Source organism: Cellulosimicrobium sp. G4 BAM 1002 (genome assembly GCF_057126935.1).
In genome coordinates this window covers 3,895,024-3,917,178 of sequence record NZ_CP182109.1, presented here as the reverse complement: position 1 = coordinate 3,917,178, position 22,155 = coordinate 3,895,024, and the positions used below count along the sequence as shown (strand labels likewise).

Genomic DNA, 22,155 nt, shown 5'->3' with positions numbered 1-22,155 from the left:
GAGCGGGGCGCTGACCGCTCGTGGACCTCTCGACCCGCGCCGTCGTCACGGCGTGCCTCGCGGCGGGCGTCGCCGTCGCCGCCTTCTTCGGCCCCCTCCCGCTCGCCGGTGCTGCGGGCGCGCTGGCCCTGATCGTCGCGATCGGCTGGCCGCGCCTGCTCGACGCACCGGTCCACGGGGGCACGCGCGTGGTCATCGCGATCGCCGGCCTGGGCGCCGTCGCCGCCACGGCCGCGACGCGCGGCGAGCCCGCCCTGCGGCACCTGCCGGTGGTCCTCGCGCTCGCCGTCGTGCTGGCGTTCGTCGCGGAGCTCCTGCGCCGGGACGGGCGTCCGCGCCTCGTGGAGTCGCTCATCGGCACGGTGAGCGGGATCGTCGTGGCGACGTCGTGCGCGGGCTGGATCGCCACGGGTCGCACGGACGCGGGCGAGTCGCTCGTGGTGACGTGCGCGGTCGCGCTCGCGGTCGCGTCGGCGGTCTCGGCGCTGCCGTTCGGCGGGTGGACCAACGCGCTGCTGACGGTCGCCCTCGCGGTCGTCGCGGGCGGTGCGGTGGGGTACGTCATGCCCGACCTCGACCTGCTCAGCGGCGTGTGGTCGGGGGTCGTCGCGGGACTGCTCGTCGCGTCGCTGCACGCGCTGTTCGACCAGCTGCCCGAGCTGCGCGGGCGGCTGGGAGCCTTCTCGGCGACGGCGCTCCCGGTCGCCGTTGGCGGGACGCTGATCTTCGTCGTGGGCCGCGTGATCGTGGGATGACGCTCCCGCTCGGGACCGCCGCGCTCGTGCTCGTGGGCACGCTCCTCGTGACCGTCGTGCTCGGCATGTGGTGGCGACGACGGCAGGGCGTCGTGCGGACGCGCGGGCGCGCACGCCCCGCTCGCAGCACGGAGGGCGCGAGCCGGGCGACCACCGAGGAGGTCGTGGTCGACTGGGCCGCCCACGGCGTCGCGCTGGGCAGCCGGCGCACGTTCGTCCAGCTCTCCGCGGAGCTCTGCGCGGCGTGCCGCTCGACCGCGCGCGTCCTCGCCGAGGTCGCGGCCGAGCACGACGACGTGACACATCGTGAGATGGACGTCGACGACCACCTCGACCTGGTGCGAGCATTCGCCGTGCTGCGCACGCCGACCGTCCTCGTGCTCGACGCCCGGGGCCGCGAGGTCGCGCGCGCGAGCGGAGGGATGACGAGGACGCAGGCGCTCGCGGCCCTGGTCGCCGGGAACGACGACACCGGCGCCGTCGCACCGCGGGCGCGGCCCGCCTGACCGCCACCCGCCCGACACCGACCGCCCGAGACCGACGCCCGAGACCGACCGCCCGACCGAGGAGACCCCGCATGAGCGACCAGCCAGGGCGAGGTGCCGCCGAGTCGCAGCCTGCCGGCATCGACCCGCGCGGCCCGCGCGCGGGGGCCGGCATGACGGCGCTGCTCCTCGCCGTGACGATCCTGCTGTGGACGTCGACGGCGGCCCTGGTCCTGCTCGCGGTGGTGGCTGCGAGCTTCCTGCTGGGTGCCGTGCGCGGCGCGCAGGGCACGTGGCAGGCGTGGGTCTACCGGGTGCTGATCCTGCCCGCCATCGGCCCGACGGCGGAGCGCGAGGACCCGAGGCCGCCGCGGTTCGCGCAGGCGGTCGGGCTCGTGATCACGGGCGCCGGGGTCGTGCTTGGGCTCCTGGGAGTCATGGCGGCGGTTCCCGTCGCCGCGGCGCTGGCGCTCGTCGCCGCGCTCCTCAACGCCGCGTTCGGGCTGTGCCTGGGCTGCGAGCTGTACCTGCTGCTCCGGCGGGTCGTGCCGGCCCGCTGAGGCAGTGCCCGTCCGCGTCAGTACACGAGGGCCTGCGCGCCGTCGCGCAGCGCCTCCTCGACGAAGACCGCCGCGCCGGCGATCCGCACGCCGGGGAGCACGTCGTCGCCGGTGATGCCGCGCCGCGCGGCGCACTGCGTGCAGAGGGTGAGCGTGCCCGCGGCGAGGACCGCGTCGAGGAGGTCGGGCAGGGGCGCCGCGTGCTCGAGCTCGAGCTCCGCCGCGCGGCCCGGCAGCGCGAACCACGCGGCCTCGCCCGTGAGCCACACGCTGACCTCCACCCCGGCGGCGACCGCGGCGGCGGCGACGGTGAAGGCCTGGTTCGCCGCCTCGGGACGGTCGAGGCCGGACGTGGTCTTGACGACGAGCGAGCGGCGGGTCGCTCCGGGGTTCGCGAGATCGGTCACCCGGCCGAGCGTAGACCCGTCGCCGTGCGCTCCCCGTGCCCCTCCACGTGCCCCGCTCCAGGCCACGGCGTGGGCCCGTCGCGCGGCCGGTAGGATCGGCCGCATGAGTCCGCACACTCTCGAGCTGATCTTCCTCGGCCTGCTCATCGCGGCGACGGTGACCATCACGTGGTTCGCGGGGTACGTCGTCTACAAGCTCTACCGGGGCCAGCGCTGACCGATCCCGCCGTGCCGCGCCGCGTGCGCCGCACGTCCGCGTCGCCGCACCCGACTCCGAGAGGTGGTCGCTGATGCCGTTCGAGTTCCCCGAGGGCCTCGCGCCCGAGGTCTACCCGCTCGCCTGGCTCGTCGGGAGCTGGCGCGGCGAGGGCGTCGTCAAGTACCCGGGCATCGACGAGACGCCCTTCGTCGCCGACGTCGTCTTCGACCACGACGGCGGCCCGTACCTGCGCTACGAGTCGACGCTGCGCGTGCTCGAGCCCGACGTCCCCGAGACCGTCCCCGACGAGGGGGAGTGGCCCGAGCGCGACGCCGCCGTCCTCGACGCGGCGGCCACCGACGCCCCGGTGTGGTCCACCGAGACCGGGTACTGGCGCGTGTCGACCGACCGCCCCGAGGGGCTCGAGGACGACCGCCACCCGCTCGAGGTGCTGCTCGCGGACCCGTCGGGCCGTGTCTCGGTGTACCTCGGTGCGGTGGGCAACGGCCGCGTCGACCTCGCGAGCGACCTCATCGCGCGGACGTCGACCGCGTCCGACGTCGCGGCGTCGAAGCGCCTGTTCGGGCTGGTCGAGGGCCATCTCCTGTGGGTGTGGGAATTGGCGGCCTTCGGTGAGCCGTTGCAGTCGTACGCGTCCGCGAAGCTGACCCGGCGCACGTCGGTCTGACGCGCGCGGGACCCGTGGCCCTCGGTGGGCCCCGTGAGCACCCGGCGCGACGACGAAGGAGGACCTCCTGTGACCACCGGCTACACCAGCCCGCTCCTGGCCCGCCACGGTGCCGTGCCCGCGTCCGGCCCGGACGAGGGCGTCGCCTGGCACTACGGAGACCCGACCGGTGAGCAGCGCGCGCTGCGCACGGGCGGCGCCGTCGTCGACCAGTCGCACCTCGGCGTCGTCACCGTGACCGGGCCCGACCGCCTGAGCTGGCTGCACTCGATCACCTCGCAGGACCTGACGGCCCTCGCGCCGCGCACGTCGACCGAGCTGCTCGTGCTGTCCCCGCAGGGGCACGTCGAGCACGCCGCGTCCGTCGTGGACGACGGCACGACGACATGGCTCCTCACCGAGCGCTCGCACGCGCCCGACCTCGCCGCGTGGCTCGACCGCATGAAGTTCATGCTGCGCGTCGAGATCGCCGACGCGACGGACGAGTGGGCGGCGCTCGGGGAGCCCGTCGACGCGGAGGGTGCCGAGGGCGAGCCGGTCACCTGGCGCGACCCGTGGCCGCGCGTCACGGGCGGGGGCACGCGCTACGGCGTTCCCGAGGGCGAGCACCCGGGCGCGGAGCGTCCGTGGCGCCTCGTTCTGGTGCCGCGCGCCGACCTGGCGGACGCCGTCGCGGCGCGCGAGGCGGCCGGGTGGCGGCTCGTCGGCACCTGGGCGACGGAGGCGGCGCGCGTCGAGGCGTGGCGCCCTCGCCTCGCGACCGAGGTCGACCACCGCTCGATCCCGCACGAGACCGACTGGCTGCGCACCGCCGTCCACCTGCACAAGGGCTGCTACCGCGGCCAGGAGACGATCGCGCGCGTCCACAACCTCGGCCGCCCGCCGCGACGGATCGTCATGCTGCACCTCGACGGGTCGGGTCACCTGCTGCCCGCGCTCGGGGCCGACGTCACGCTCGACGGTCGGACGGTCGGCACGGTGACCACGGTCGCCCGCCACCACGAGCTGGGCCCGATCGCGCTCGCGGTGCTCAAGCGGAGCGTGCCCGAGGACGCCGAGCTCCTCGTCGACTGCGACGGCGGCGCGATCTCCGCGGCCCAGGAGACCGTGGTCCCGGGCGAGGGCGTCTCCGCGGACCGGCCGGCGCCCCGGGGTGAGGTCGCACGTGGCCTGACCCCGCGGGGCGAGGGCGCTCCCACGAGCATGCTCTGAGGTGAGCACGACGGCGCCCGGCGGGGACGCCGAGGGCAGGGACGCGGGCGACGGCCGCGCAGCACAGGCGGCGGACGTCGCGCGGACGGCGTGGCGCCGGCTGCTGCTGCGCGCACGGATGCGCCAGGGCGCCTCGCGCGTGCGGGTCTCGCTCTGGCCGATCCTCCAGGCGGCCGCCGCCGCGGGCATCGCGTTCGGCATCGCGCGGTACGGCCTCGGCCACGTCGCCCCCTTCTTCGCCCCCGTGTCGGCGTGGATCTGCCTGGGGTTCAGCCAGGACCGCCAGCTGCGCCGCGTGCTCGAGCTCGCCGTCGGCGTGGCGATCGGGGTGGGGCTGGGGGACCTCGTCGTCCACGCGATCGGCTCCGGCTGGTGGCAGGTCTCCGTCGTGCTCGCGGTCTCCGCGCTCGCGGCTCGCTTCATCGACCGCGGGGCGATGCTCACGACGCAGGCGGGCGTGCAGGCGATCGTCATCGTCGGGCTGCCCGCCGCACAGGCCGGCGGCCCGCTCGGGCGGTGGACCGACGCGCTCGTCGGCGGTGCCGTGGCCCTCGCCGTCGCCGCGCTCACCCCGGGCGACCCGCGCCGTCGGCCCCGGCTGCTCGGCGCGGAGGCGACCAGCGAGCTCGCGGGCGTCCTCGAGGTCCTGGCGCGCGGCCTGCGGACGCGGGAGCGTTCCGACCTCGAGGCGGCGCTGGTCAAGGGGCGCGCGTCGGAGGGCGCGCTCGAGGAGTGGCAGTCCTCTGCGTCGTCGGCGCGCGAGCTCGCGCGGGTCAGTGCCGCGGGGCTGCGGCACCGCGACGAGCTCGGTGGGCTCGAGCGGCAGGCGGTGCTCCTGGACCGGGCGATGCGCAGCGTGCGGGTCCTGGCCCGCCGCGCGCTGCCCGTCGCGTCCGGCCCGGACGAGCGACAGCTCGCCCCGGTGGCCGACCTCGTCGCCCGGTTCGCCGCGGGCGTCCGCGTGCTCGCGGAGGCGGTCGGCGCGGGCCGCGACCCCGCCGTCGCGCGCGAGGTGCTCGCCGAGGTCGCGCACGGCGCCGACCCGCACGCCGTGGGCGAGGGGGACTGGCAGGTGCAGTCGCTCGTCATGCTGCTGCGCTCGCCGCTCGTCGACGTCCTCGAGGCGGCGGGCGCGACGCCCGAGGAGGCGCGCGACGCGCTCCCGGAGCTCTGAACCGACAGCCCGGCAGCCGGGGTGCGAAACCGGACGTTCTTCACCCTGCACCCGCGGGCTCCGGACCGGTACGGTCGGGGGATGGAGGTCCCTGTCAGCGCCCTGCGCGCCGAGCTCAAGTCGTGGATCGAGCGGGCCAGGGAGGGCGAGGAGGTCGTGATCACCGAACGCGGCGTCCCCGTGGCCCGGCTGACGGGCGTCGCGACGGCGGACCTCGTCACCGAACTCGTGCGCGACGGCGTGCTCGTGCCCCCGACGACCGAGCGTCCGGCCCACGCGGTGCCGGCACCCGACGGGGTCTCCTCCGCGCGCGCGACGGGCGTCGCCGCCCTCGTGCGGCGGATCCGGCGCTGAGGGGCGCGCGGTGGCCCTGGTCTACTTCGACACGAGCGCGCTCGTGAAGCTCTGCGTGCCCGAGGCCGGCTCGGCCCTGGTGAGCCGGCTCTGGAACCGTGCGGACGTCGTCGTGACGAGCCGCCTCGCGGACGTCGAGCTCCGCGCCGCGCTCGGCGCGGGGGTTCGTTCCGGCGTGATCGACCGTGCCGCGCACGCGACCGCGCTCGGCACCTGGGACGTGCTCGGCCCGGCGCTGCACCTCGTCGAGGTCTCCGGCGACGTCGCGCGCCGGGCGGCGTCGCTCGTCGCGGGCGGCGCCATGCGCAGCAACGAGGCGGTCCACGTGGCGAGCGCGCTCGCCGTCGCGCACGACGACACGCTCGTCGCGGCGTGGGACCCGCACGTCGCGACGGCCGCGCGCGGCGCCGGGCTGCGGGTGGTCCCGTGGCCGGTCCCCAGACCGTAGGCTCGTCCCCGTGGGAATCATCGGGTCGCTGCAGTGGATCGTCTACCTCGCGCTCACGCTCGTCGTGTTCGGGGTCCAGCTCTTCGCGCTGATCGATGCGATCCGCCGCCCGGCGAGCGCCTTCACCGCGGAGGGCAAGCTCACCAAGCCGATCTGGCTCGCGATCCTGGGCGTCGCGGCGGCGCTCGGGTTCCTCTCCCTGCCGATCGGTGGCCCGAACCTCGGGTTCATCGGCCTCATCGCCGTCGTCGCGGCGATCGTCTACCTCGTCGACGTGCGCCCGCGGCTCCAGCCGTACGGCAACGGGCGGAGCAACGGGTCGGGCGGCCGCCCGGGCGGCTGGTGAGCGCGCCGGTGGGCGTCGGCACGTCGGCGGGGATCGCGCGCGACGCCGTCCCGCTCGCCGAAGTGGTCCGCGGCGACCTCGTGGAGTCCGTCCATCTCGGTCACCTCGTCCTGCTCGGCCCGGCGGGCGACGTCGTGCTCGCCCGTGGCGACGCTGACGCCGTGATCTGGCCGCGGTCCAGCGTCAAGCCGTTCCAGGCCGTCGCGATGCTCAGGCACGGGCTCGTGCTCCCGCGGCGGCTGCTCGCCCTCGCCGCGGCGAGCCACAACGGCGAGCCGGAGCACCTCGCGGGAGCTCGCGAGATCCTCACCGGTGCCGGTCTCGACGAGACTGCCCTGCGGAACACCCCCGACATGCCGCTGCACGCCCCGGCGGCGTTCGCGTGGCAGCTCGACGGGCACGGGCCGTCGTCGATCACCCAGAACTGCTCGGGCAAGCACGCGGCGATGCTCGCGACGTGCGTCGCCGCGGGCTGGGACACCGCCACCTACCTCGACCCCGACCACCCGCTGCAGGTCGCGGTCCGCGAGACGGTCGCGGAGCTCACCGGGGTGCCGGTCGAGCACGCGACGGTCGACGGGTGCGGCGCGCCGCTGTTCTCGACGACGGTGCGGGGCCTCGCACGCGGGTTCGCCCGGGTCGCGGCGGCGCCGACGCGTGACCCGCGCTCGCCGGAGGCGGAGGTCGCCCGAGCGATGTCGGCGTTCCCGGAGATGGTCGGTGGGACCGGGCGGGACGCGACGACGGCGATGCGCGCCGTCCCGGGGCTCGTCGCGAAGGACGGAGCCGACGGCGTCTACGGCGCCGGACTGCCCGACGGGAGCGCGCTCGCGTTCAAGGTGCTCGACGGCGCCTCCCGTCCCCGGCCCGCCGTGCTCGCCACGGCGCTGGGCCGGCTCGGCGCTGACGACGCCGCGCTCGCCGCGCTCGTCGACGCCCCCGTGCTCGGCGGCGGGCGTCCTGTCGGGCGCGTCCGCACCGTCGGTCTCGAGGACGTTCCGTGAGAGCCGTGCTCCAGCGGGCGTCGCGCGCGAGCGTCACGGTCGTGCGCGAGGACGGGACGCGCGACGTCGTCGGCGCGATCGACCGCCCGGGGATCGTCGCGCTCGTCGGGGCCACGCACGACGACGGGCCCGCCCAGGTCGAGACCGTGGCACGCAAGATCGCGGAGCTGAGGATCCTCGACGGCGAGCTCTCGGTGCTCGACACGGGCGCACCCGTGCTCGTCGTCAGCCAGTTCACGCTCTACGCCGACGTGCGCAAGGGCCGTCGGCCGTCGTGGAACGGCGCGGCGCCCGGCGACGTCGCGCGGCCGCTGGTCGACGCCGTCGTCGAGGCGCTGCGCGCTCGCGGCGTCGAGGTCGCGACGGGCGAGTTCGGCGCGCACATGGAGGTCGAGCTGGTCAACGACGGCCCCGTCACGCTGATCATCGACGTCTGACGGGCTCCCGAGCGCGCCCGCTGCCGGTGCGAGTGGGACCGCCGAGGTAGAACCGTGGCTGCGCGAGGTAGAACGCTGGTCGGCCGAGGTAGAACCGTGGTCTGCCGAGGTAGAACCGTGGTCATGTCCGACGGCGCGTGGTTGCCCTGGGTGTCGGGGTGGGTGGGGGCGCCGCGTCTACCATCCGCCGCTCGTTCCTCGCGGCTCCCGCCAGGCCCGACCACGACGCGGCGCCCCCACCCACCCCTCCCGGCGTCGTCTCGCCCTGGTCCGTGCGCACCCGGGCCTAGCTCGGTGCTGCGCCGAACATGTCGTTGCGGCTCGTCCTGAGCACCTGACGGGCGACAACCGCATGCTCGACCGGCCGGGACCGCATGGTCGGCCCGGGCGCTGCCTGCCCCGTGCCGCGTCGCCGCGCGACCCGGTTCCCGCCGTCGCGGACCAGGGTTCTACTTCGGCGACCACGGTTCTACTTCGGCGGACCGGGGTTCTACCTCGACGGGCGGGGCGTCAGCGCAGCCAGCCCCGGCGCTTGATGTAGGCGAGAGGGATGACCGCCGCCACCAGCGTGAGCAGGATCGTCAGCGTGAACCCGTACGGGCGGTCGAGCTCCGGCATGTGCGTGAAGTTCATGCCGTAGAACGACGCGATGAGCGTCGGCGGGAGGAAGACGGCCGTGATGATCGTGAACACCTTGACGATCTGCGCCTGCTTGACGTCGAGCGAGGTCATGATCGCCTGCTGGAGGTAGCGCACCTTGTCGTGCTCGAAGCCGGCGTGCTGCTTGACGCCGTCGATGTCGGCGACGAGCGTCTCGACGAGACCCGCGAGCACCGGGTCGGTGTCGGCGATCTCGCTGCGCAGGTGCCGCGCGGCGCGTGCGAGAGAGAGCTGCGACTCCTGCGCGCGCGAGACGATCTCCTCGGTGCGGTTCATGCGCGTGATCGTCTCCTGCATGTCGCTCACGCCGATCTCGCGGCCGCGCGCGTCGACCCCGCGCGTCGCCTCGTCGATCTCGTCGGACATGTCCTCGAGCAGGTCGCTCGCGTGCGCGACGACGCGGTCCGCCGCCTCGTTGAGCGCGTACAGCAGCGCGTACGCGACGCCGTACGACGAGCCGGTCAGCCACGGCGTACGGCGCATGCGCGCGATGGCCTTGTCGAAGACGGGGTAGTGCCGCTCGGGCTGCGCCGTCACGACGACGTCGGGGGAGAGTGCGAGCACGATCCGCTCGTGCAGGACATGCTCGCCGTGACGGCGCGTCGCGACGACCGGCAGGTAGACGTGCGCGTCCGTCTCCCACACGCGCCCGCCCGCGGCGGCGAAGTCGACGCCGTGCTCGGCGGCACGCGCCGCGGCATCGGGGTCGCCCGCGGCGACCTGGACCCACCGCGAACGCAGCTCGCGCGTGTCGAAGCGCGCCGGCTTCCAGGCCCCCGTCCCGGTGCCCGGCGCGCGGCCGTGCGGGTCGTGGGTGGTGGTGGCGGTCGGGGCGTCGGGCAGGGTCGTCGTCATCAGGCACCTCCGGCGGTGACGTGCGCGAGCAGGAGCGCGACGCAGATGAACAGGTAGAGGCCGACCGTGAACGAGATCGACTGACGCTCGAGGTCAGGACGAGCACGGCGGCGGGAGCGCGTGGTCCGCGTGGGCGGGGTGCGCGAGATCGACGTGCGCAGGGGGTGCGTGCGCGGCGACTGCGGGCGCACGGTCGTACGGAGGGTCATGGCGGTCGTCCTTTCCGGCGGGCGCAGGCGCCCGGCGGTCGCACGGTGTACGACGGCATGCGGGTGCCCACGAGGGAGGTCCGGCGTTGGCGTGCCCGGCGAGACGCGAGCACGCGGAGCGCACTGGCGACCTCCCCGCGAGGGACGACCGGATCGACGGCTGACGTGCCGGGCGACGAGCTGCCGCTCGAGGAGCGGGCCGGTGTCGTCAGCTGGCCGGTCGGGGGCCACGGGGGGTGAGCGCACAGTGCACGGTTCTATGACTGCTGCCGTCAGGCACGGGCTCACCTCGCTCTCGTGGCGGCGGCGCTCCGGGGCACCGCACCTCAGCCGGGCGCACGGGGACCGTGGCCGCGGCAGGGGGACCGGGCCAGGGTAGACCCCGCCCCGCACCGGAGCAAGCACGGCGCGGGCGGCGCCGTCCTGGTGGCGGGTGCGTCACTCCTGGGAAACGGTGGGGTAGCGCCCCGTTTACGGAGGGTTGTTAACATTTCATCTGTCGACGGGCGACGAAGCCCCCGGACGGAGGGTCCCGACGCATGGCAGAACAGCAGGACTACGTGGTGCCCGACCCGGTCCGTCGTGCCGACGCCCGGTCGGCGCGCCGACTCGAACGGCTGTCGTCGCGCGCCCAGGAGGTCGATCTCGCGGTGGCGGCCGTCGCCGAGGGCAAGGGTGCGCTCGTCTGGACGGCGGAGCCCGGCATGGGCGCGAGCGCGACCCTGGAGCTCGTGTGCGAGGCCGTCGCGACGCACCCGTTCGGGCGGCCCACGGTCGTGCTCCGGTGCCGCCCGCCCGCCGGTTCGACGGCACCGGGGTCGACGCTCGCCGCGCTCGTCTCCCAGGCAGCGCAGCTCGCGGGCGTCACGGTGCCGAGCGGCCTCGCCCGCGCGCTCGACGTCGCGGACCCCGCCTACGGTCTGGTGCCCGAGGTCGCCGCCGTCGCGCTCGCGGAGCTCTTCGTCGCGGCGTTCGACGGCGCGACGACGGTCGTCGTGGCAGACGACCTGCACGTCGTCGACGACCTCAGCCGGTCGGTCCTCGCGAGCCTCGTCGCGCAGCGGCGCGCGCCCGTCGTCCTCCTCGCCACGGCGACCGCGGGAGCCCTCGACCGGGCGTCCGGTCCGTTCGAGCTCCGCAGCGTCCCGCCCCTCGCGCCCGCGGACGCGCTGCACGTCCTGCTCGTGGAGCGACGCCTCGCCGTCGCGCCCCACGTCGCCGCGCACCTGGCGCGGCTCCTCGGCGGGAACGCCGCCGCGATCACGCAGACCGCCGCGCTCCTCACGCCCGAGCAGCTCTCGGGCGGCTCGATCCTCCCGGACCCGCTGCCGGCGGTGCCCGCGGTGCGGTCCTTGCTGGGCGACCGCCTGACCGCTCTCCGCGACGACGAGCGGCACGTGCTGCTCTGCGCGGCCGTCGCGGTCGTCGACCGCACCGAGCTGCTGCTCTCGGCCGCGGGGCTCGAGATCTCGCAGGTGCTCGACGGCCCGCTCGCCGAGCACCTCGCGCTCGTCGGCGGGCGCTTCGCGTTCGTCGACCCGCGCATGCGCTCCCTCGTCCACACCGAGGCTCGGCTCGCGGGACGCACGGCGGCGCACGCTGCGCTCGCCGACGCGCACCGTCGGGCGGGCGAGCCCGACATGGCGGTGTGGCACACGGCGCTCGCGACCCTCGCGGGAAGCCCGGAGCTCGTCCCCGGCCTCCTGCGCGTCGCGCGCCGGCACCTCGACCGCGGTGACGTCGTCTGGGCGCACGAGGTCGCGCGCGAGGCCGCGAGCCAGGCCGCGGGGGAGCACCGCGCGGAGGCGTTCGCGCTCGCCGGGGTCGCGGCGCTGCGCTCGGGGCACGTCCAGGACGCGGCCGACTGGCTCCGCAAGGCGTCGCGCAGCGGCGACGACGCGCTGCGCGCGCGCTCGCTCGGCCCGCTCGTCGAGGCGCTCACGCTCGCCGAGGGCCAGGTCCCCGACGACGTGCTCGCCCCGTACCTGCGCGCCGGACGACCGGACGACCTCCCGCTCGACGCGGTGCCCGGCGTCGTGGCGGGCGTGCTCGCCGCCGCGCGCCTGCACGCCGAGCGTGGGGACGGCATGAGCGCGACACAGCTGCTGGACACCGCTGCCTACCTGGCCTCGTGGTGCGACGACGCCGAGACCCGGGCCGAGCTCGCGCTCGCCCGGTCGTGGGCGGCGGTCTTCGGCGTCGGCGAGCGCGACGTCGTGCCCGACGCCGACCTCGGCCCCGACCACGAGGCGGCGCTCCAGGTCTGCCGCGCGCTCGCGCTCGCCGCCGACGACCGGACGGAGGACGCCGTGCAGACCCTGGCGAGCGCCGTCGCCTCGCTCGCGCCCGTGCGCGACGGCGGGCGCTGGTTCGACGGACCCGACGCCGCGCTCACGCCGCTCGCGGAGGCGCACGTGCGCCTCGCACAGGCACTCGTCCACGTGTGGCGCGGCACGCTCACGCGGGCTGCCGACGAGATCGCCGAGGCGGCGTACCGGCTCCCCATGGGGCTGCCGCTCGCCAGCCTCGGCGTCGCGGCCGCGCGCAGGGTCGACATGATGACCCGCGGCGTGGTCGGCCCGGTGGCGACGGCGCTCGAGGAGACGTGCGCGAGCCCGACCTCGCGGCCCGTGCGCCTCGGGCTGCTCGTCGACCGCGCGATGGGCGCGGCGTTCGCCCACCACGTGACACAGGCGGCGACGCTGCTCGAGCTCGCGGCCGAGCGCGAGCGGCCCGACAGTGCACGCATGCTCCCGCTGCCCGGCCTGGACGACGTCGAGGCGTGGGTCGTCGCGGGTCGCCACGACGCGGCGCAGCGCGCCCTCTCGCGCCGCCGGGTCGAGGCGAAGGAGCTGCCACCGTCGCTGCGCGCCGCGACGATCGCGAGGGCCGAGGTGGCTCTCGCCGCCCACGAGGACCTCGCCGCGCCGCTCGACCGTGCGACGCGCGTCAACCGGACGACCGCTTCCCCCTACGAGCACGCCCGCACCGACCTGTGCGCGGCGCGGGCGCTCGTGCGCGCGGGCGAGCTCCAGCGCTCGCACGGGCTGTTCCTGTCGGCGATCGAGCTGTTCGGGGACGCCGGGGCCGACGCGTGGACGACCGTCGCACGCGACGAGCACGCGGAGGTGGTGCGGCAGCTCGGGGGCGCCGTCGTCGACGGCGACGGCGGCACGCGGACGCCGGTGGTCCCGCCCGTGCTGTCGTCGGCGGTCCCGCCGGGGGTGCCGCTCGTGGTGTCGTCCGGGGCGCCGCTGTGGGCGCTGCCGGGCGGCGCGACGGCAGGGCGCGACCGGCCCCCCGCGCCGCCGGACGCGTGCCGGCTCGCGGCGCGCGAGAGCGACGTCTCGGACGAGGCGCTCGCCGAGCTGCGCGGGCGGTGGTCGGACGAGCTCACGGAACGCGAGCTCGACGTCGCGCTGCTCGTCGTGCAGGGCGCCTCGAACCGGGAGGCGGCGGACCAGCTCTTCCTCTCGGTGCGCACCGTCGAGGTGCATCTCGGCCGCGTGTTCCGCAAGCTCGGCGTGCGCTCGCGCGTGGAGCTCACCGTGCTCGCGCATCGCGTCGGCCGCTGACGCGGAACCCGATGCCCAGGGGACTTCCCGCCGGTTCGCCCTGCTGCGCCCCGATTCGTCCTACGGGGTTTCCCTTACGGCCCGGGTAAGTTCAGATCGGGAACAATGTGGGAAGCGCGGATCACGCGGCGCTGTCCGGATCGTTACGTTCAGGGTGACCCAGGGCGACGACGGCGCTCCCCGGCGGGTGCCGTCGTCGTCCACCGCACGAGCACGAGGCAGGACCCATGGACGCGTCCCTCCCCAGCAGACCACCCCGACCCGGACGACGGCGCGGTGCCCGCCTCGCCGCTCTGGCGACCGCCACCGCCCTCGTCGGCGGGCTGCTCACCGCCGTCGCCCCGGCGCAGGCCGTCGAGGCGGCCCCGGCGGCGGTCGCCCACCCCGGCGACAGCGACGTCAACGGCTACCGCAACGTCGGCTACTTCACGCAGTGGGGCGTGTACGGCCGTAACTTCCAGCTCAAGAAGGTCCAGGACTCGGGCGCCGCCCAGGACCTCACGCACATCAACTACTCGTTCGGCAACATCCACCACCAGACGCTCACGTGCTTCATCGCCAACAAGGCGCAGGGGACCGGCCCGAACGGCTCCGACGGAGCGGGCGACGCCTGGGCGGACTTCGGCATGGGCTACACCGCGGCGAACTCCGTCGCGGGTGTCGCCGACGCCTGGGACCAGCCGCTCGCCGGCTCGTTCAACCAGCTCAAGCAGCTCAAGGCGAAGAATCCCCACCTGCGCCCCATGATCTCGCTGGGCGGCTGGACCTGGTCCAAGAACTTCTCGAAGGCCGCAGCGACCGACGCCTCGCGCAAGAAGCTCGTGTCGTCGTGCATCGACCTCTACATCAAGGGCAACCTGCCCGTGATCGACGGCCGCGGCGGCGCAGGTGCCGCGGCGGGCGTGTTCGACGGCATCGACATCGACTGGGAGTGGCCCGGATCGCTCAACGGCGAGGTGGGCAACCACGTCGACGTCGTCAACGACGCGCGCAACTTCAAGCTCCTGCTCCAGGAGTTCCGCACCCAGCTCGACGCGTACGGCGCGCAGACCGGCAAGCACTACCTGCTGTCCGCGTTCCTCCCGGCGAACCCGGACGACATCGCCGCGGGCGGGTGGAACGACCCGGAGATCTTCGAGTACCTCGACTACGGGAACGTGCAGGGCTACGACCTGCACGGCGCGTGGGACCCGGCGCTCGCCGGGCACCAGGGCAACCTGTACGACGACCCCGCCGACCCGCGGGCTGCCAACCGGCAGTTCAGCGTCGAGAAGGCCGTGAACGAGTACCTGCGCACCGGAATCGACCCGTCTCAGCTCGGCGTGGGCCTCGCGATGTACGGGCGCGGCTGGAAGGGCGTCGGCTCGGCCGAGCCGTGGTCCGCCGCCACCGGCGCAGCACCCGGCACGTGGGAGGCCGGCAACGAGGACTACGACAAGCTCCGCAACCGCGGCCAGGACTACTACGACCCCGAGACGGTCTCGGCCTGGCGGTACGACGGCGACCAGTGGTGGAGCTACGACAACCCGCAGTCGGTGGCCGCGAAGGCGGACTACGTCGCGGACAAGAAGCTGGGTGGTGGCATGTGGTGGGACCTCTCCGGCAACCACGACGGCACCCTCCTCGGCGGGTTCACGGACAGGCTGCGCGCCGCGCCCGCCGGACCGGTCGAGGGGACCGACGGCCCGACGGACCCCACGGATCCGACGGACCCCACGGATCCGACCGACCCGACCGACCCCACCGACCCCGGTGACTGCGACGCGGCCTGGTCCGCGAGCGCCGTCTACACCGGTGGTGCGACGGTGTCGTACCAGGCGAAGAACTACCGCGCCAAGTGGTGGACGCAGGGCGAGAACCCGTCGGCGGGCGGCCCGTGGGAGGTCGTCGGCGACTGCGGCGGCGACCCGACCGACCCGACCGACCCGACGGACCCCACGGACCCGACGGACCCGGATACCTGCACGGCACCCGCCTGGTCGGCGACCGCCGTCTACACCGGCGGCGCGACGGTCTCCCACGAGGGCGAGAGCTACCGCGCGAAGTGGTGGACGCAGAACAACGTCCCCGGCGCGGAGCAGTACGGACCCTGGGAGTCCTTGGGCGCCTGCTGACGTCCCACCCGAAGACGGCGCCGGCCGGCCACGTCGGCCGGCGCCGTCGAGCGGGGCTCGTCCGTGACGACGCCCTGTGCACCCGCCCCGTGCACCCTCCTCGTCGCGACGTCGCGGCGGGCCCCGCTCGACACCCGCCCGACCTGGGGCCGTCCGGACGACGGTGGGCTGACCCCCGCTTCTCGCACCGCCCCGACCGGTGGCCCGCGGGTACGGGGAAACCCGTACCCGCGGGCCGTCATCGTGTGGTTCTCCCGCATCTCGGCCGGCCCTCGCGCTCGCTAGCGTGACAGCACGGACGAGGTGTCCCCGTCGCCCTCCCCAGTGGGCGACGGGGGTACTCCGATCCTGAAAGGGCATGACACCGTGCACCAGCACCGCAGCCTCCTGCGCCTCCCGACCACCGCGCAGCCCTCTCGTCGCTCCCGGCGACCGCCGTGGAGCGCCGTCGTCGCCGTCGGGCTCCTCACAGGGCTCCTCACAGGGTTCCTCACAGCCTGCACGGCCGACCTGGGATCGACGGACGACCCCTCCGCAGACGCCGCCGCCGAGGGTGGCTCGGGCCCGGCCGCGGCCGACGAGCACGGGGAACACGGTGACCACGCGGACCACGGCAGCCAGGTCGCCGTCGGGCCCCTCGAGCTTCCCGCCGCCGAGTACTGGTCGGTCCTCCAGCCGGCCGAGGGCCTCACCCAGGTCCGGGCGGGCGGCTGCCCCGAGGACGCCGCGTGCCCGAGCTTCGAGATCCTCTCGGGCGGCGCCCTCGAGGGCGTCGACCCCGCCGCGGCGCACGTGCCCGACGGCGCGACCTGCCCCGGGGCGGACGCGCTCGCCGCGCGACCGGTCGCCATGGCGTCCGAGGCCGACGTCGAGGTCGCCGGCTCGGCGGCCTCCCTCGCCCGCTGGACGCTCTCGTGCGTCGACGGCGCCGGGACCGAGGTCCGCACGGTCGAGCAGCTCCAGTGGTACGTGCCCGACGGGCCGGCCGGTCCGGTCCTCGTCGTCGACCGCTGGGCCTTCGAGGGCCTCGAGTCGCGTCTCGCGGCCGGCGGCTGGGCGGCTGCCTGAGCCCTCCGCCGCACAGCGCGAAGGCCTCGCACCCGAGGGTGCGAGGCCTTCGCCGTCCGTCCTTCCGGCCGTCAGGGGCCGGCGGGCGGTCAGCTCTTGCGGGCGCGGCGCGTCAGCAGGACCACCGCCGCGCCGACGACGGCCAGCCCGGCCGCGATCGCCGCGTACAGGCCGACGGTCGCCCCGGTCGCGGCGAGCGTCGGGTTCTGGCTGCTCGCGACGGGGTTGTCGACCGTGGTCGTGCCCGGGAAGCAGTTGCTCGTGTCCTGCGGGTACGTCACGGGCACGGTGACCTCGGGGTTCACGGCGAACGTCAGGTCCACCGTGCCCGCGGCCCAGCCGTGCGTGGCGGTGTTGAGCCACATGTTGTTCACGAGCTCCCACCCCTCGTCCTCGGGCAGGTCGACGAAGCGTTCGGGGTACGCCCCGGGCCACAGGACACGTCCCGTGAGCGGCAGGTCGGTCATGACCTCGTCGTCACCCTCGGGGTTGTGCCACGTGAGCGTGGCCGTCGTGCTGGGCGTGCCGGTGACGGACACCCCGTAGTCGAGGTAGGACACGCCGTCGACGCACACCGGCGTGAGGACGTCGACCTCGATGGTCGGGGTCCCCGGCGGGTTGGTCGCGCAGTCGGGCGTCGACGGCGGGTAGGCCACGACCGTCTCGGCGGTCGGGTTGACCTCGAAGACCACGGTCACGCCCTCGCGGACCCAGTCGAACTCGTCGCCGACGACCCACTCGCCGTCCACGAGGCTCCAGCCCGGCCAGTCGACCGGGTTCCCGGACCCGTCCACCTCGGCACCGGGCCACAGGACGCGGCCCGAGAGCGGCAGGTCCCCCTGGACGACGTCGTCGCCGTCGGGGTTCACCCACGTGATGGTCAGCGGGGCCGCCGGGTCGCCCTCGTAGTTCTCGGGCAGCTCGAAGACGTACTCGAGATAGGGAACGTCGCCGTCGCACACCGGCGACGCGACGGTGATCTCCGGGACGTAGGTCTCCGGCTCCGTGTCGGCGCTCGCGGACGACGCGACGAGCGGTACGGTCACGAGGGCGGCCGCGGCCGTGAGCGCTCCGACGAGCACCGCCCGTCCTCGGCTGCGAAGTCGCTTCGACGTACGCATGGCTTCTTCACCCGTCCTGGTTCAGGGGTCGTGGGGGCCGATCATGGAGTTCCGGTACTCAGAGAGCCCCGAGGGGCGGTCCGTGATGCACCGGTGCAGGTGATGCGCGGAAGAGCCGGTGGCACGGGAAAGAACGACTGCCGCCAGGCTAGCGATGATCGACCTCGGAGTTGGACGGTCGTCCGGGTGAATTGTTTACGGGCGGGACCATCGTTATCCCGCCGTGATCACCGGTGCCTGCTTTCAGTCGCACGTCGCGACGGGAAAAACGCCCAGGCCAGGGTCCGAGACGGTCGGCGTCGTCCAGACGTCCACGGTCTCGCCGCTGCCGGATGCGGACGGTGCATCGTCGACCGCCGTCGGGACGGTGAACGTCACGGTCGTGCTCTCGCCGGGTCCGAGCTCGACGGGCAGCGACGAGACGCGTCTGCCGGCGATCTCCGCCACGAGCGCGCCGGCGGGGCTGCCGCCGACCCGTACCGCGTCCACCTGCCCGCCGCGCGGTGGGTAGAGCACCACGATCGTGCGCACGCGGCCGGGCTCGACTCCCGAGATGCCGCCGCCCGTGACGTACCACGGCAGGCTCGTCGCGGCGTCGGGAGGAGCGGTCGAGCTGAACGTCGCGCGGAAGGTGTCGACTCGCCCGTCGGCCGTGCACGCGCTCCCGGTGAGCTCGACGCCGGTGTCGAGGTAATAGCTCATCTTGCCGCCCGTGGCGTCGTTGAGGAACACGCCCACGGAGCTCTCGGCACGCTCTGCCGTGTCGATGTCGCCCGCGACGATCGTCCCGGAGAGGCGCTCCTGCTCTTCGGGGTGCGCCGACCACACGAGCACGCGGTGCTCCTCGGCGCCCCGCACGAGCGCTTCGCGCGCGAGGCCCGGGTCCGCCTCGCCTCCGAGGAACGCGGACAGGACGCGCTCCGCGACCGCCCCGAAGAACGCGTCGGTCTGCGGCCCGGCCTCGAGCTGGGCATACGCGTCCGACAGGAGGGTCGACACGACGTCGCCCGCCTCGATCGGCACCGTCGTCCCGGCGAAGTCCACGTCGAGGGGACCCGTCGCGCCGAGCAGGTACGACAGCACGACCGGGTCCGTCGCGACGACGCCGTCGAGGGTCTCGCCCTGGGACTGCTCCCACATCGCGGCCGTGAGCGCGGCGGTCGTCGGGAAGTCGGGGGTGAGTGGTGTGTCCTGGACGAAGCGGCCGACCCGGTCGGTGAACACCTCCTCGACACCCGGCTCGAGCGGCAGCACCGGTGCGTCGAACGGCGGGACGTCGGTCGTCGACGCCTGCCGCTCGAGCGTGACCCGGCCGCCGTCGACCGTGAGGAGGGCGAGCGAGCCGGGGATGCCTCCGCCCGCGCGCAGCTCGGCGTTGTTGAGGGCGAGCAGCAGGTAGCGGCGGGGCCCGTCGGCGCCGAGCATCGCCGGGCCGAGGGCGGTCAGCCGGTCGGCGGTGCGCACGACCGGCCGCAGGTCGTCGGTGCGTGCGACGAGCTGGCCGTACGGGTCGGCGACCTCGGCGTGGAGCGCGTCGGCGTCGACCGTGGCGAGCCGCGCGTCGATGTCGTCGAACGCCCGCGCCGCGTCCGCGACCCCGGGGGCGGCCTCGACGAGGGGCGCCAGGTCGACGCCCTCGCCGGTGACGGTCAGCGCGTCGCCCTCGACGGCGGCGAGCGCCTGCGTCAGCGACGGGAGCACCGTGGCGGCAAGGTCGTCCACCGTCGCGGCGGCCGCCGAGAAGGCGCGGACGTCCTGGCCGACGAGCGGCAGGTACGCGGCGACTGACCACAGCGGGCCGTCCGTGCTCGCCCGGGCCTCGGCCGTGAGGGGCTGCACGTCTGCGAGGACGGCCTCTGCCGTCGCGACGTCGCCCGCGCGCAGCGCCTCCTCCGCGGCCGGGACCTCGTCCATCGCGCTCAGGAGCGCGGTGCGTGCCGCGAGCGCGTCGCGCACGAGCAGGCCGGCCGCCACGAGGACGAGCACGACGGCCAGGAGCAGGCCCCACCCCGCCCACCGGCCCCAGCGACGACGGCGGCGCGGGTGGCGGGGCGGGCCCGGGGCCGCGTCTGCCTGCGCCGTCGTCGACATGCCCACAGCGTAGGTGCTGCGGGGTGGGAGGATCGGTGCTGTCGCGGGTGACATCCGGGTGAACCGGGCGCGGTGCAAGGACGCACCGTCTCGCGACACAGAGCGGTTGACAGCCCTGCCCGCAGCCGAGGAGCCGCCGTGACGACCGACGCGTCGCCCGACGAGACGACCGCCGACCCGCCGCACGACCCGCCGCACGACGCCGAGTGGTTCGCCACGCTCTTCGCGGCGCACGCGACCGCGGTCTACCGCTACTTCCGGCGGCGGCTGCCGAGCGCCGCCGGCGGGGTCGGACCCGACGCGGACGACCTCACGGCCGAGGTCCTCACGACCGCGTGGCGCCGTCGCGCGGACGTGCCCGACGGCGCCGAGCTGCCGTGGCTGTACCGCACCGCCGGGTTCGTGCTCGCCAACCACCGGCGCAAGGCCCGTGCGGTCCCCGTCGCCGAGGTGCCGGAGCGCCCGGACTCGGGCGCCGACGTCGAGCACGTCGTGGTGCAGGACGACGAGGTGCGCCGCGCGCTGGCGGCGCTGTCCGTCCGCGACCGGCGGATCCTCCTCCTGCACGCCTGGGAAGGTCTCGGTGGCGAGGACCTGGCCGCGGTGCTCGGGACCTCGCGCGGCGGTGCCGACGCCGCGCTCTCTCGGGCCCGGGCGCGACTGCGCGCCGCGTGGTCGGAGCAGTCCGTCGCGCAAGAGACCGGGTCCTGACGACACATCCCGCGTAGACGGACGGCACCGCGTCCGTGGACGATCCGGGGTCGTGCGCGACCTCGCCCCGCAGCAGCAGGAGTCGACATGAGCACGAACACCCCCGACGGTCCTGACGAGGCCCTCGCACGACTGCGCGCCGCCGACCCCGCGGCCGACGTCGCGCCGGACCCGCGCACCCTCGAGGCGGCCGTCCGCGCCCAGGTCCCCGAGGCCCTGGCGGGGCCGAGCGAGCCGGGCGGCACCGTCGCGGACGAGCTGGCCGAGCGCCGCGAGCGCCGGGCTCGGCGCCGCGTGCCGCTGCAGGTCGCGGCGGCCGTCGCCGGCGTGCTCGTCGTGGGGGTCGGCGGGTACGCGCTCGGGGCGGGCGGCGGGACGGGGTCGGCGGGCGACACCGCCGAGTCGTCGGCGCTCGCACCCATCCAGCTCGGCGCGGCGGGGTCCGCGCAGGAGTCCGCTCCGAACCTCGCCGTCGCCGAGGAGGCTGCGGAGAGCCAGGGCTTCAGCGCGACCTCGCGCGCCGCGGCGGACATGGCCTACCCGGGGTCGTGGGGCGGGCGGACGGTGTTCCACCAGGACGGCCTGTCGACGCAGGGCGGAAGCGCGGACGCGTGGGGGTACGACGCCGCGGGCGTCTTCTCGGGGGAGACGGCGCGGCGCGTCGCCGACGTGCTCGGGGTCTCCGGGGACGTGAGCGAGGAGTGGGGGTCGTACGTCGTCGGCCCGCGCGACGGCTCGGGCCCGTCGGTCTCGCTCCAGCCGGACGGGCTCGCGAGCGTGAGCTTCCACGACCCGTCCAAGGACCCGTGGGGCTGCGTCGTCGTCACGCCGATGCCGGCGGAGGGCGGCTCCGGGTCCGAGGGCTCGGAGGGCGCCGCGAGCCCCGACGTGATGCCGGTCGAGCCGGGTGCGTGCGCCGAGGCCGACCACGGCGTCCCGCCCGGCCGCGACGCTGCCGTCGACCAGCTCGGCGGCGTGCTCGCGGCGCTGGGGCTGGACGCGGCCGGGTACGAGATCGTGGCCGACGAGCAGGTCGCCGAGCAGGAGGCGCCGCGCGCGACGACGGTGACCGCGTACGAGGTCGTGGAGGGGCAGCGCACCGGGACGTCGTGGAACGCGACCTACTCGGGTGCTGGCCTCGCGTCGCTCTACGGGAGCCTCGCGCCGCGCGTCCCGCTCGGCACGTACGACGTCGTGAGCCCGGTCGAGGCCGTGGAGCGCCTCGGCGACCCGCGGTTCGGGGCGGGCGGGCCGGTCCTGTGGGCCCGCGCGGAGACCCTCGACGCGTCTGCGCCGGAGATCGGCGTCGCTCCCGTCGAGCCCGAGACGCCGACCGTGCCGCCGACCGTCGGTGCGGGCGCCCGGTTCGCCTGGCCGGTGACGGACGTGACCATCACTGACGCGCGCCTGGGGCTCGCCGTGCAGCACCAGCCCGACGGCGCCGCGGTGCTGCTCCCCGCCTACGAGCTGAGCGACGCGGACGGCAACGTCTGGTCCGTCGTCGCGGTCGCGGACGACCAGCTCGACTTCGCGCCGGCCGGCTGAGGGGTCGCGTTCCGAGACCGGCGGCGGGAGGGACGACGGCGCCGGGTCTACCATCCGCCGCCTCGTTCCTCGGCGCCTCCCGCCAGGCCCGCCACGACCCGGCGCCGTCGTCCCTCCCGCGGCCTCACCGGCCTCGT

21 protein-coding genes are annotated in these 22,155 nt (G+C 75.4%); 16 read left to right on the top strand and 5 right to left on the bottom strand.

The window, feature by feature from the left end; all coding sequences use genetic code 11:
* Positions 1 to 20: 20 nt before the first annotated feature.
* The 3 genes from ACMXGY_RS17385 (at position 21) to ACMXGY_RS17375 (ending at position 1,800) form a co-directional block, all read left to right on the top strand.
* Positions 21 to 755, top strand: coding sequence for a hypothetical protein (locus tag ACMXGY_RS17385; protein ID WP_483774226.1), 735 nt, complete (start codon positions 21 to 23; stop codon positions 753 to 755).
* Positions 752 to 1,261, top strand: coding sequence for a thioredoxin family protein (locus ACMXGY_RS17380; RefSeq protein WP_483774225.1), 510 nt, complete (start codon positions 752 to 754; stop codon positions 1,259 to 1,261). Before ACMXGY_RS17385 ends, ACMXGY_RS17380 begins: the two co-directional genes overlap by 4 nt.
* 71 nt (positions 1,262 to 1,332) lie before the next feature.
* Complete coding sequence (locus ACMXGY_RS17375; RefSeq protein WP_483774224.1) at positions 1,333 to 1,800, top strand: DUF4395 domain-containing protein; 468 nt, start codon at positions 1,333 to 1,335, stop codon at positions 1,798 to 1,800.
* 17 nt (positions 1,801 to 1,817) lie between these two features.
* On the opposite strand, the gene ACMXGY_RS17370 is transcribed toward ACMXGY_RS17375, so the two are convergent.
* The gene (locus ACMXGY_RS17370) at positions 1,818 to 2,207 is read right to left on the bottom strand and encodes a DsrE family protein (protein ID WP_483774223.1); all 390 of its coding nucleotides are present in this window, start codon (positions 2,205 to 2,207) and stop codon (positions 1,818 to 1,820) included.
* Positions 2,208 to 2,497: 290 nt separating this feature from the next.
* On the opposite strand from ACMXGY_RS17370, the gene ACMXGY_RS17365 reads away from it, so the two are divergent.
* The 8 genes from ACMXGY_RS17365 to dtd all read left to right on the top strand — a co-directional run bounded on the left by ACMXGY_RS17365 (position 2,498) and on the right by dtd (position 8,069).
* Positions 2,498 to 3,094: a heme-binding beta-barrel domain-containing protein gene (locus tag ACMXGY_RS17365; RefSeq protein ID WP_483774222.1), complete on the top strand. Its 597-nt coding sequence runs from the start codon at positions 2,498 to 2,500 to the stop codon at positions 3,092 to 3,094.
* A gap of 69 nt (positions 3,095 to 3,163) precedes the next feature.
* Positions 3,164 to 4,306: a CAF17-like 4Fe-4S cluster assembly/insertion protein YgfZ gene (ygfZ, locus tag ACMXGY_RS17360; RefSeq protein ID WP_483774221.1), complete on the top strand. Its 1,143-nt coding sequence runs from the start codon at positions 3,164 to 3,166 to the stop codon at positions 4,304 to 4,306.
* Between the two features lies 1 nt (position 4,307).
* On the top strand, positions 4,308 to 5,480 hold the full coding sequence (locus ACMXGY_RS17355; RefSeq protein ID WP_483774220.1) for an FUSC family protein: 1,173 nt from the start codon (positions 4,308 to 4,310) through the stop codon (positions 5,478 to 5,480).
* Between the two features lie 81 nt (positions 5,481 to 5,561).
* The gene (locus ACMXGY_RS17350; RefSeq protein ID WP_483774219.1) at positions 5,562 to 5,834 is read left to right on the top strand and encodes a type II toxin-antitoxin system Phd/YefM family antitoxin; all 273 of its coding nucleotides are present in this window, start codon (positions 5,562 to 5,564) and stop codon (positions 5,832 to 5,834) included.
* A gap of 10 nt (positions 5,835 to 5,844) precedes the next feature.
* Positions 5,845 to 6,282, top strand: a complete 438-nt coding sequence (locus ACMXGY_RS17345) for a type II toxin-antitoxin system VapC family toxin (RefSeq protein ID WP_483774218.1) — start codon at positions 5,845 to 5,847, stop codon at positions 6,280 to 6,282.
* Positions 6,283 to 6,292: 10 nt separating this feature from the next.
* Positions 6,293 to 6,628: a DUF2516 family protein gene (locus ACMXGY_RS17340; protein WP_483774217.1), complete on the top strand. Its 336-nt coding sequence runs from the start codon at positions 6,293 to 6,295 to the stop codon at positions 6,626 to 6,628.
* Positions 6,622 to 7,632 (top strand): asparaginase, encoded by a 1,011-nt coding sequence (locus ACMXGY_RS17335; RefSeq protein ID WP_483776892.1) that lies wholly within the window; start codon positions 6,622 to 6,624, stop codon positions 7,630 to 7,632. The genes ACMXGY_RS17340 and ACMXGY_RS17335 overlap by 7 nt, the downstream gene beginning before the upstream one ends.
* A complete protein-coding gene (gene dtd / locus ACMXGY_RS17330; protein WP_483774216.1) occupies positions 7,629 to 8,069 on the top strand; it encodes a D-aminoacyl-tRNA deacylase in 441 nt (146 codons plus the stop codon). Before ACMXGY_RS17335 ends, dtd begins: the two co-directional genes overlap by 4 nt.
* A gap of 510 nt (positions 8,070 to 8,579) precedes the next feature.
* Here the strand turns inward: dtd and ACMXGY_RS17325 are convergent.
* Together ACMXGY_RS17325 and ACMXGY_RS17320 are read right to left on the bottom strand one after the other, a co-directional pair.
* The gene (locus tag ACMXGY_RS17325; RefSeq protein WP_483774215.1) at positions 8,580 to 9,584 is read right to left on the bottom strand and encodes a CorA family divalent cation transporter; all 1,005 of its coding nucleotides are present in this window, start codon (positions 9,582 to 9,584) and stop codon (positions 8,580 to 8,582) included.
* Positions 9,584 to 9,793 carry a hypothetical protein gene (locus ACMXGY_RS17320; RefSeq protein ID WP_483774214.1) on the bottom strand — a complete coding sequence of 70 codons (210 nt, stop codon included), beginning with the start codon at positions 9,791 to 9,793 and terminating at the stop codon, positions 9,584 to 9,586. The genes ACMXGY_RS17325 and ACMXGY_RS17320 overlap by 1 nt, the downstream gene beginning before the upstream one ends.
* 539 nt (positions 9,794 to 10,332) lie before the next feature.
* On the opposite strand from ACMXGY_RS17320, the gene ACMXGY_RS17315 reads away from it, so the two are divergent.
* The 3 genes from ACMXGY_RS17315 (at position 10,333) to ACMXGY_RS17305 (ending at position 16,550) form a co-directional block, all read left to right on the top strand.
* On the top strand, positions 10,333 to 13,368 hold the full coding sequence (locus ACMXGY_RS17315; protein ID WP_483774213.1) for a LuxR C-terminal-related transcriptional regulator: 3,036 nt from the start codon (positions 10,333 to 10,335) through the stop codon (positions 13,366 to 13,368).
* 227 nt (positions 13,369 to 13,595) lie between these two features.
* Positions 13,596 to 15,482: a glycosyl hydrolase family 18 protein gene (locus ACMXGY_RS17310; protein WP_483774212.1), complete on the top strand. Its 1,887-nt coding sequence runs from the start codon at positions 13,596 to 13,598 to the stop codon at positions 15,480 to 15,482.
* 366 nt (positions 15,483 to 15,848) lie between these two features.
* Positions 15,849 to 16,550 carry a hypothetical protein gene (locus ACMXGY_RS17305; protein WP_483774211.1) on the top strand — a complete coding sequence of 234 codons (702 nt, stop codon included), beginning with the start codon at positions 15,849 to 15,851 and terminating at the stop codon, positions 16,548 to 16,550.
* An 89-nt stretch (positions 16,551 to 16,639) separates the two neighbouring features.
* Here the strand turns inward: ACMXGY_RS17305 and ACMXGY_RS17300 are convergent, their stop codons facing one another.
* Together ACMXGY_RS17300 and ACMXGY_RS17295 are read right to left on the bottom strand one after the other, a co-directional pair.
* A complete protein-coding gene (locus ACMXGY_RS17300; protein ID WP_483774210.1) occupies positions 16,640 to 17,632 on the bottom strand; it encodes a hypothetical protein in 993 nt (330 codons plus the stop codon).
* A 282-nt stretch (positions 17,633 to 17,914) separates the two neighbouring features.
* Complete coding sequence (locus ACMXGY_RS17295; protein WP_483774209.1) at positions 17,915 to 19,762, bottom strand: DUF4012 domain-containing protein; 1,848 nt, start codon at positions 19,760 to 19,762, stop codon at positions 17,915 to 17,917.
* Between the two features lie 138 nt (positions 19,763 to 19,900).
* Here ACMXGY_RS17295 and ACMXGY_RS17290 point away from each other — a divergent pair, with 138 nt between their 5' ends.
* Positions 19,901 to 20,473 carry an RNA polymerase sigma factor gene (locus ACMXGY_RS17290; RefSeq protein ID WP_483774208.1) on the top strand — a complete coding sequence of 191 codons (573 nt, stop codon included), beginning with the start codon at positions 19,901 to 19,903 and terminating at the stop codon, positions 20,471 to 20,473.
* A gap of 87 nt (positions 20,474 to 20,560) precedes the next feature.
* Positions 20,561 to 22,018 (top strand): hypothetical protein, encoded by a 1,458-nt coding sequence (locus ACMXGY_RS17285; protein WP_483774207.1) that lies wholly within the window; start codon positions 20,561 to 20,563, stop codon positions 22,016 to 22,018.
* Positions 22,019 to 22,155: the final 137 nt, after the last annotated feature.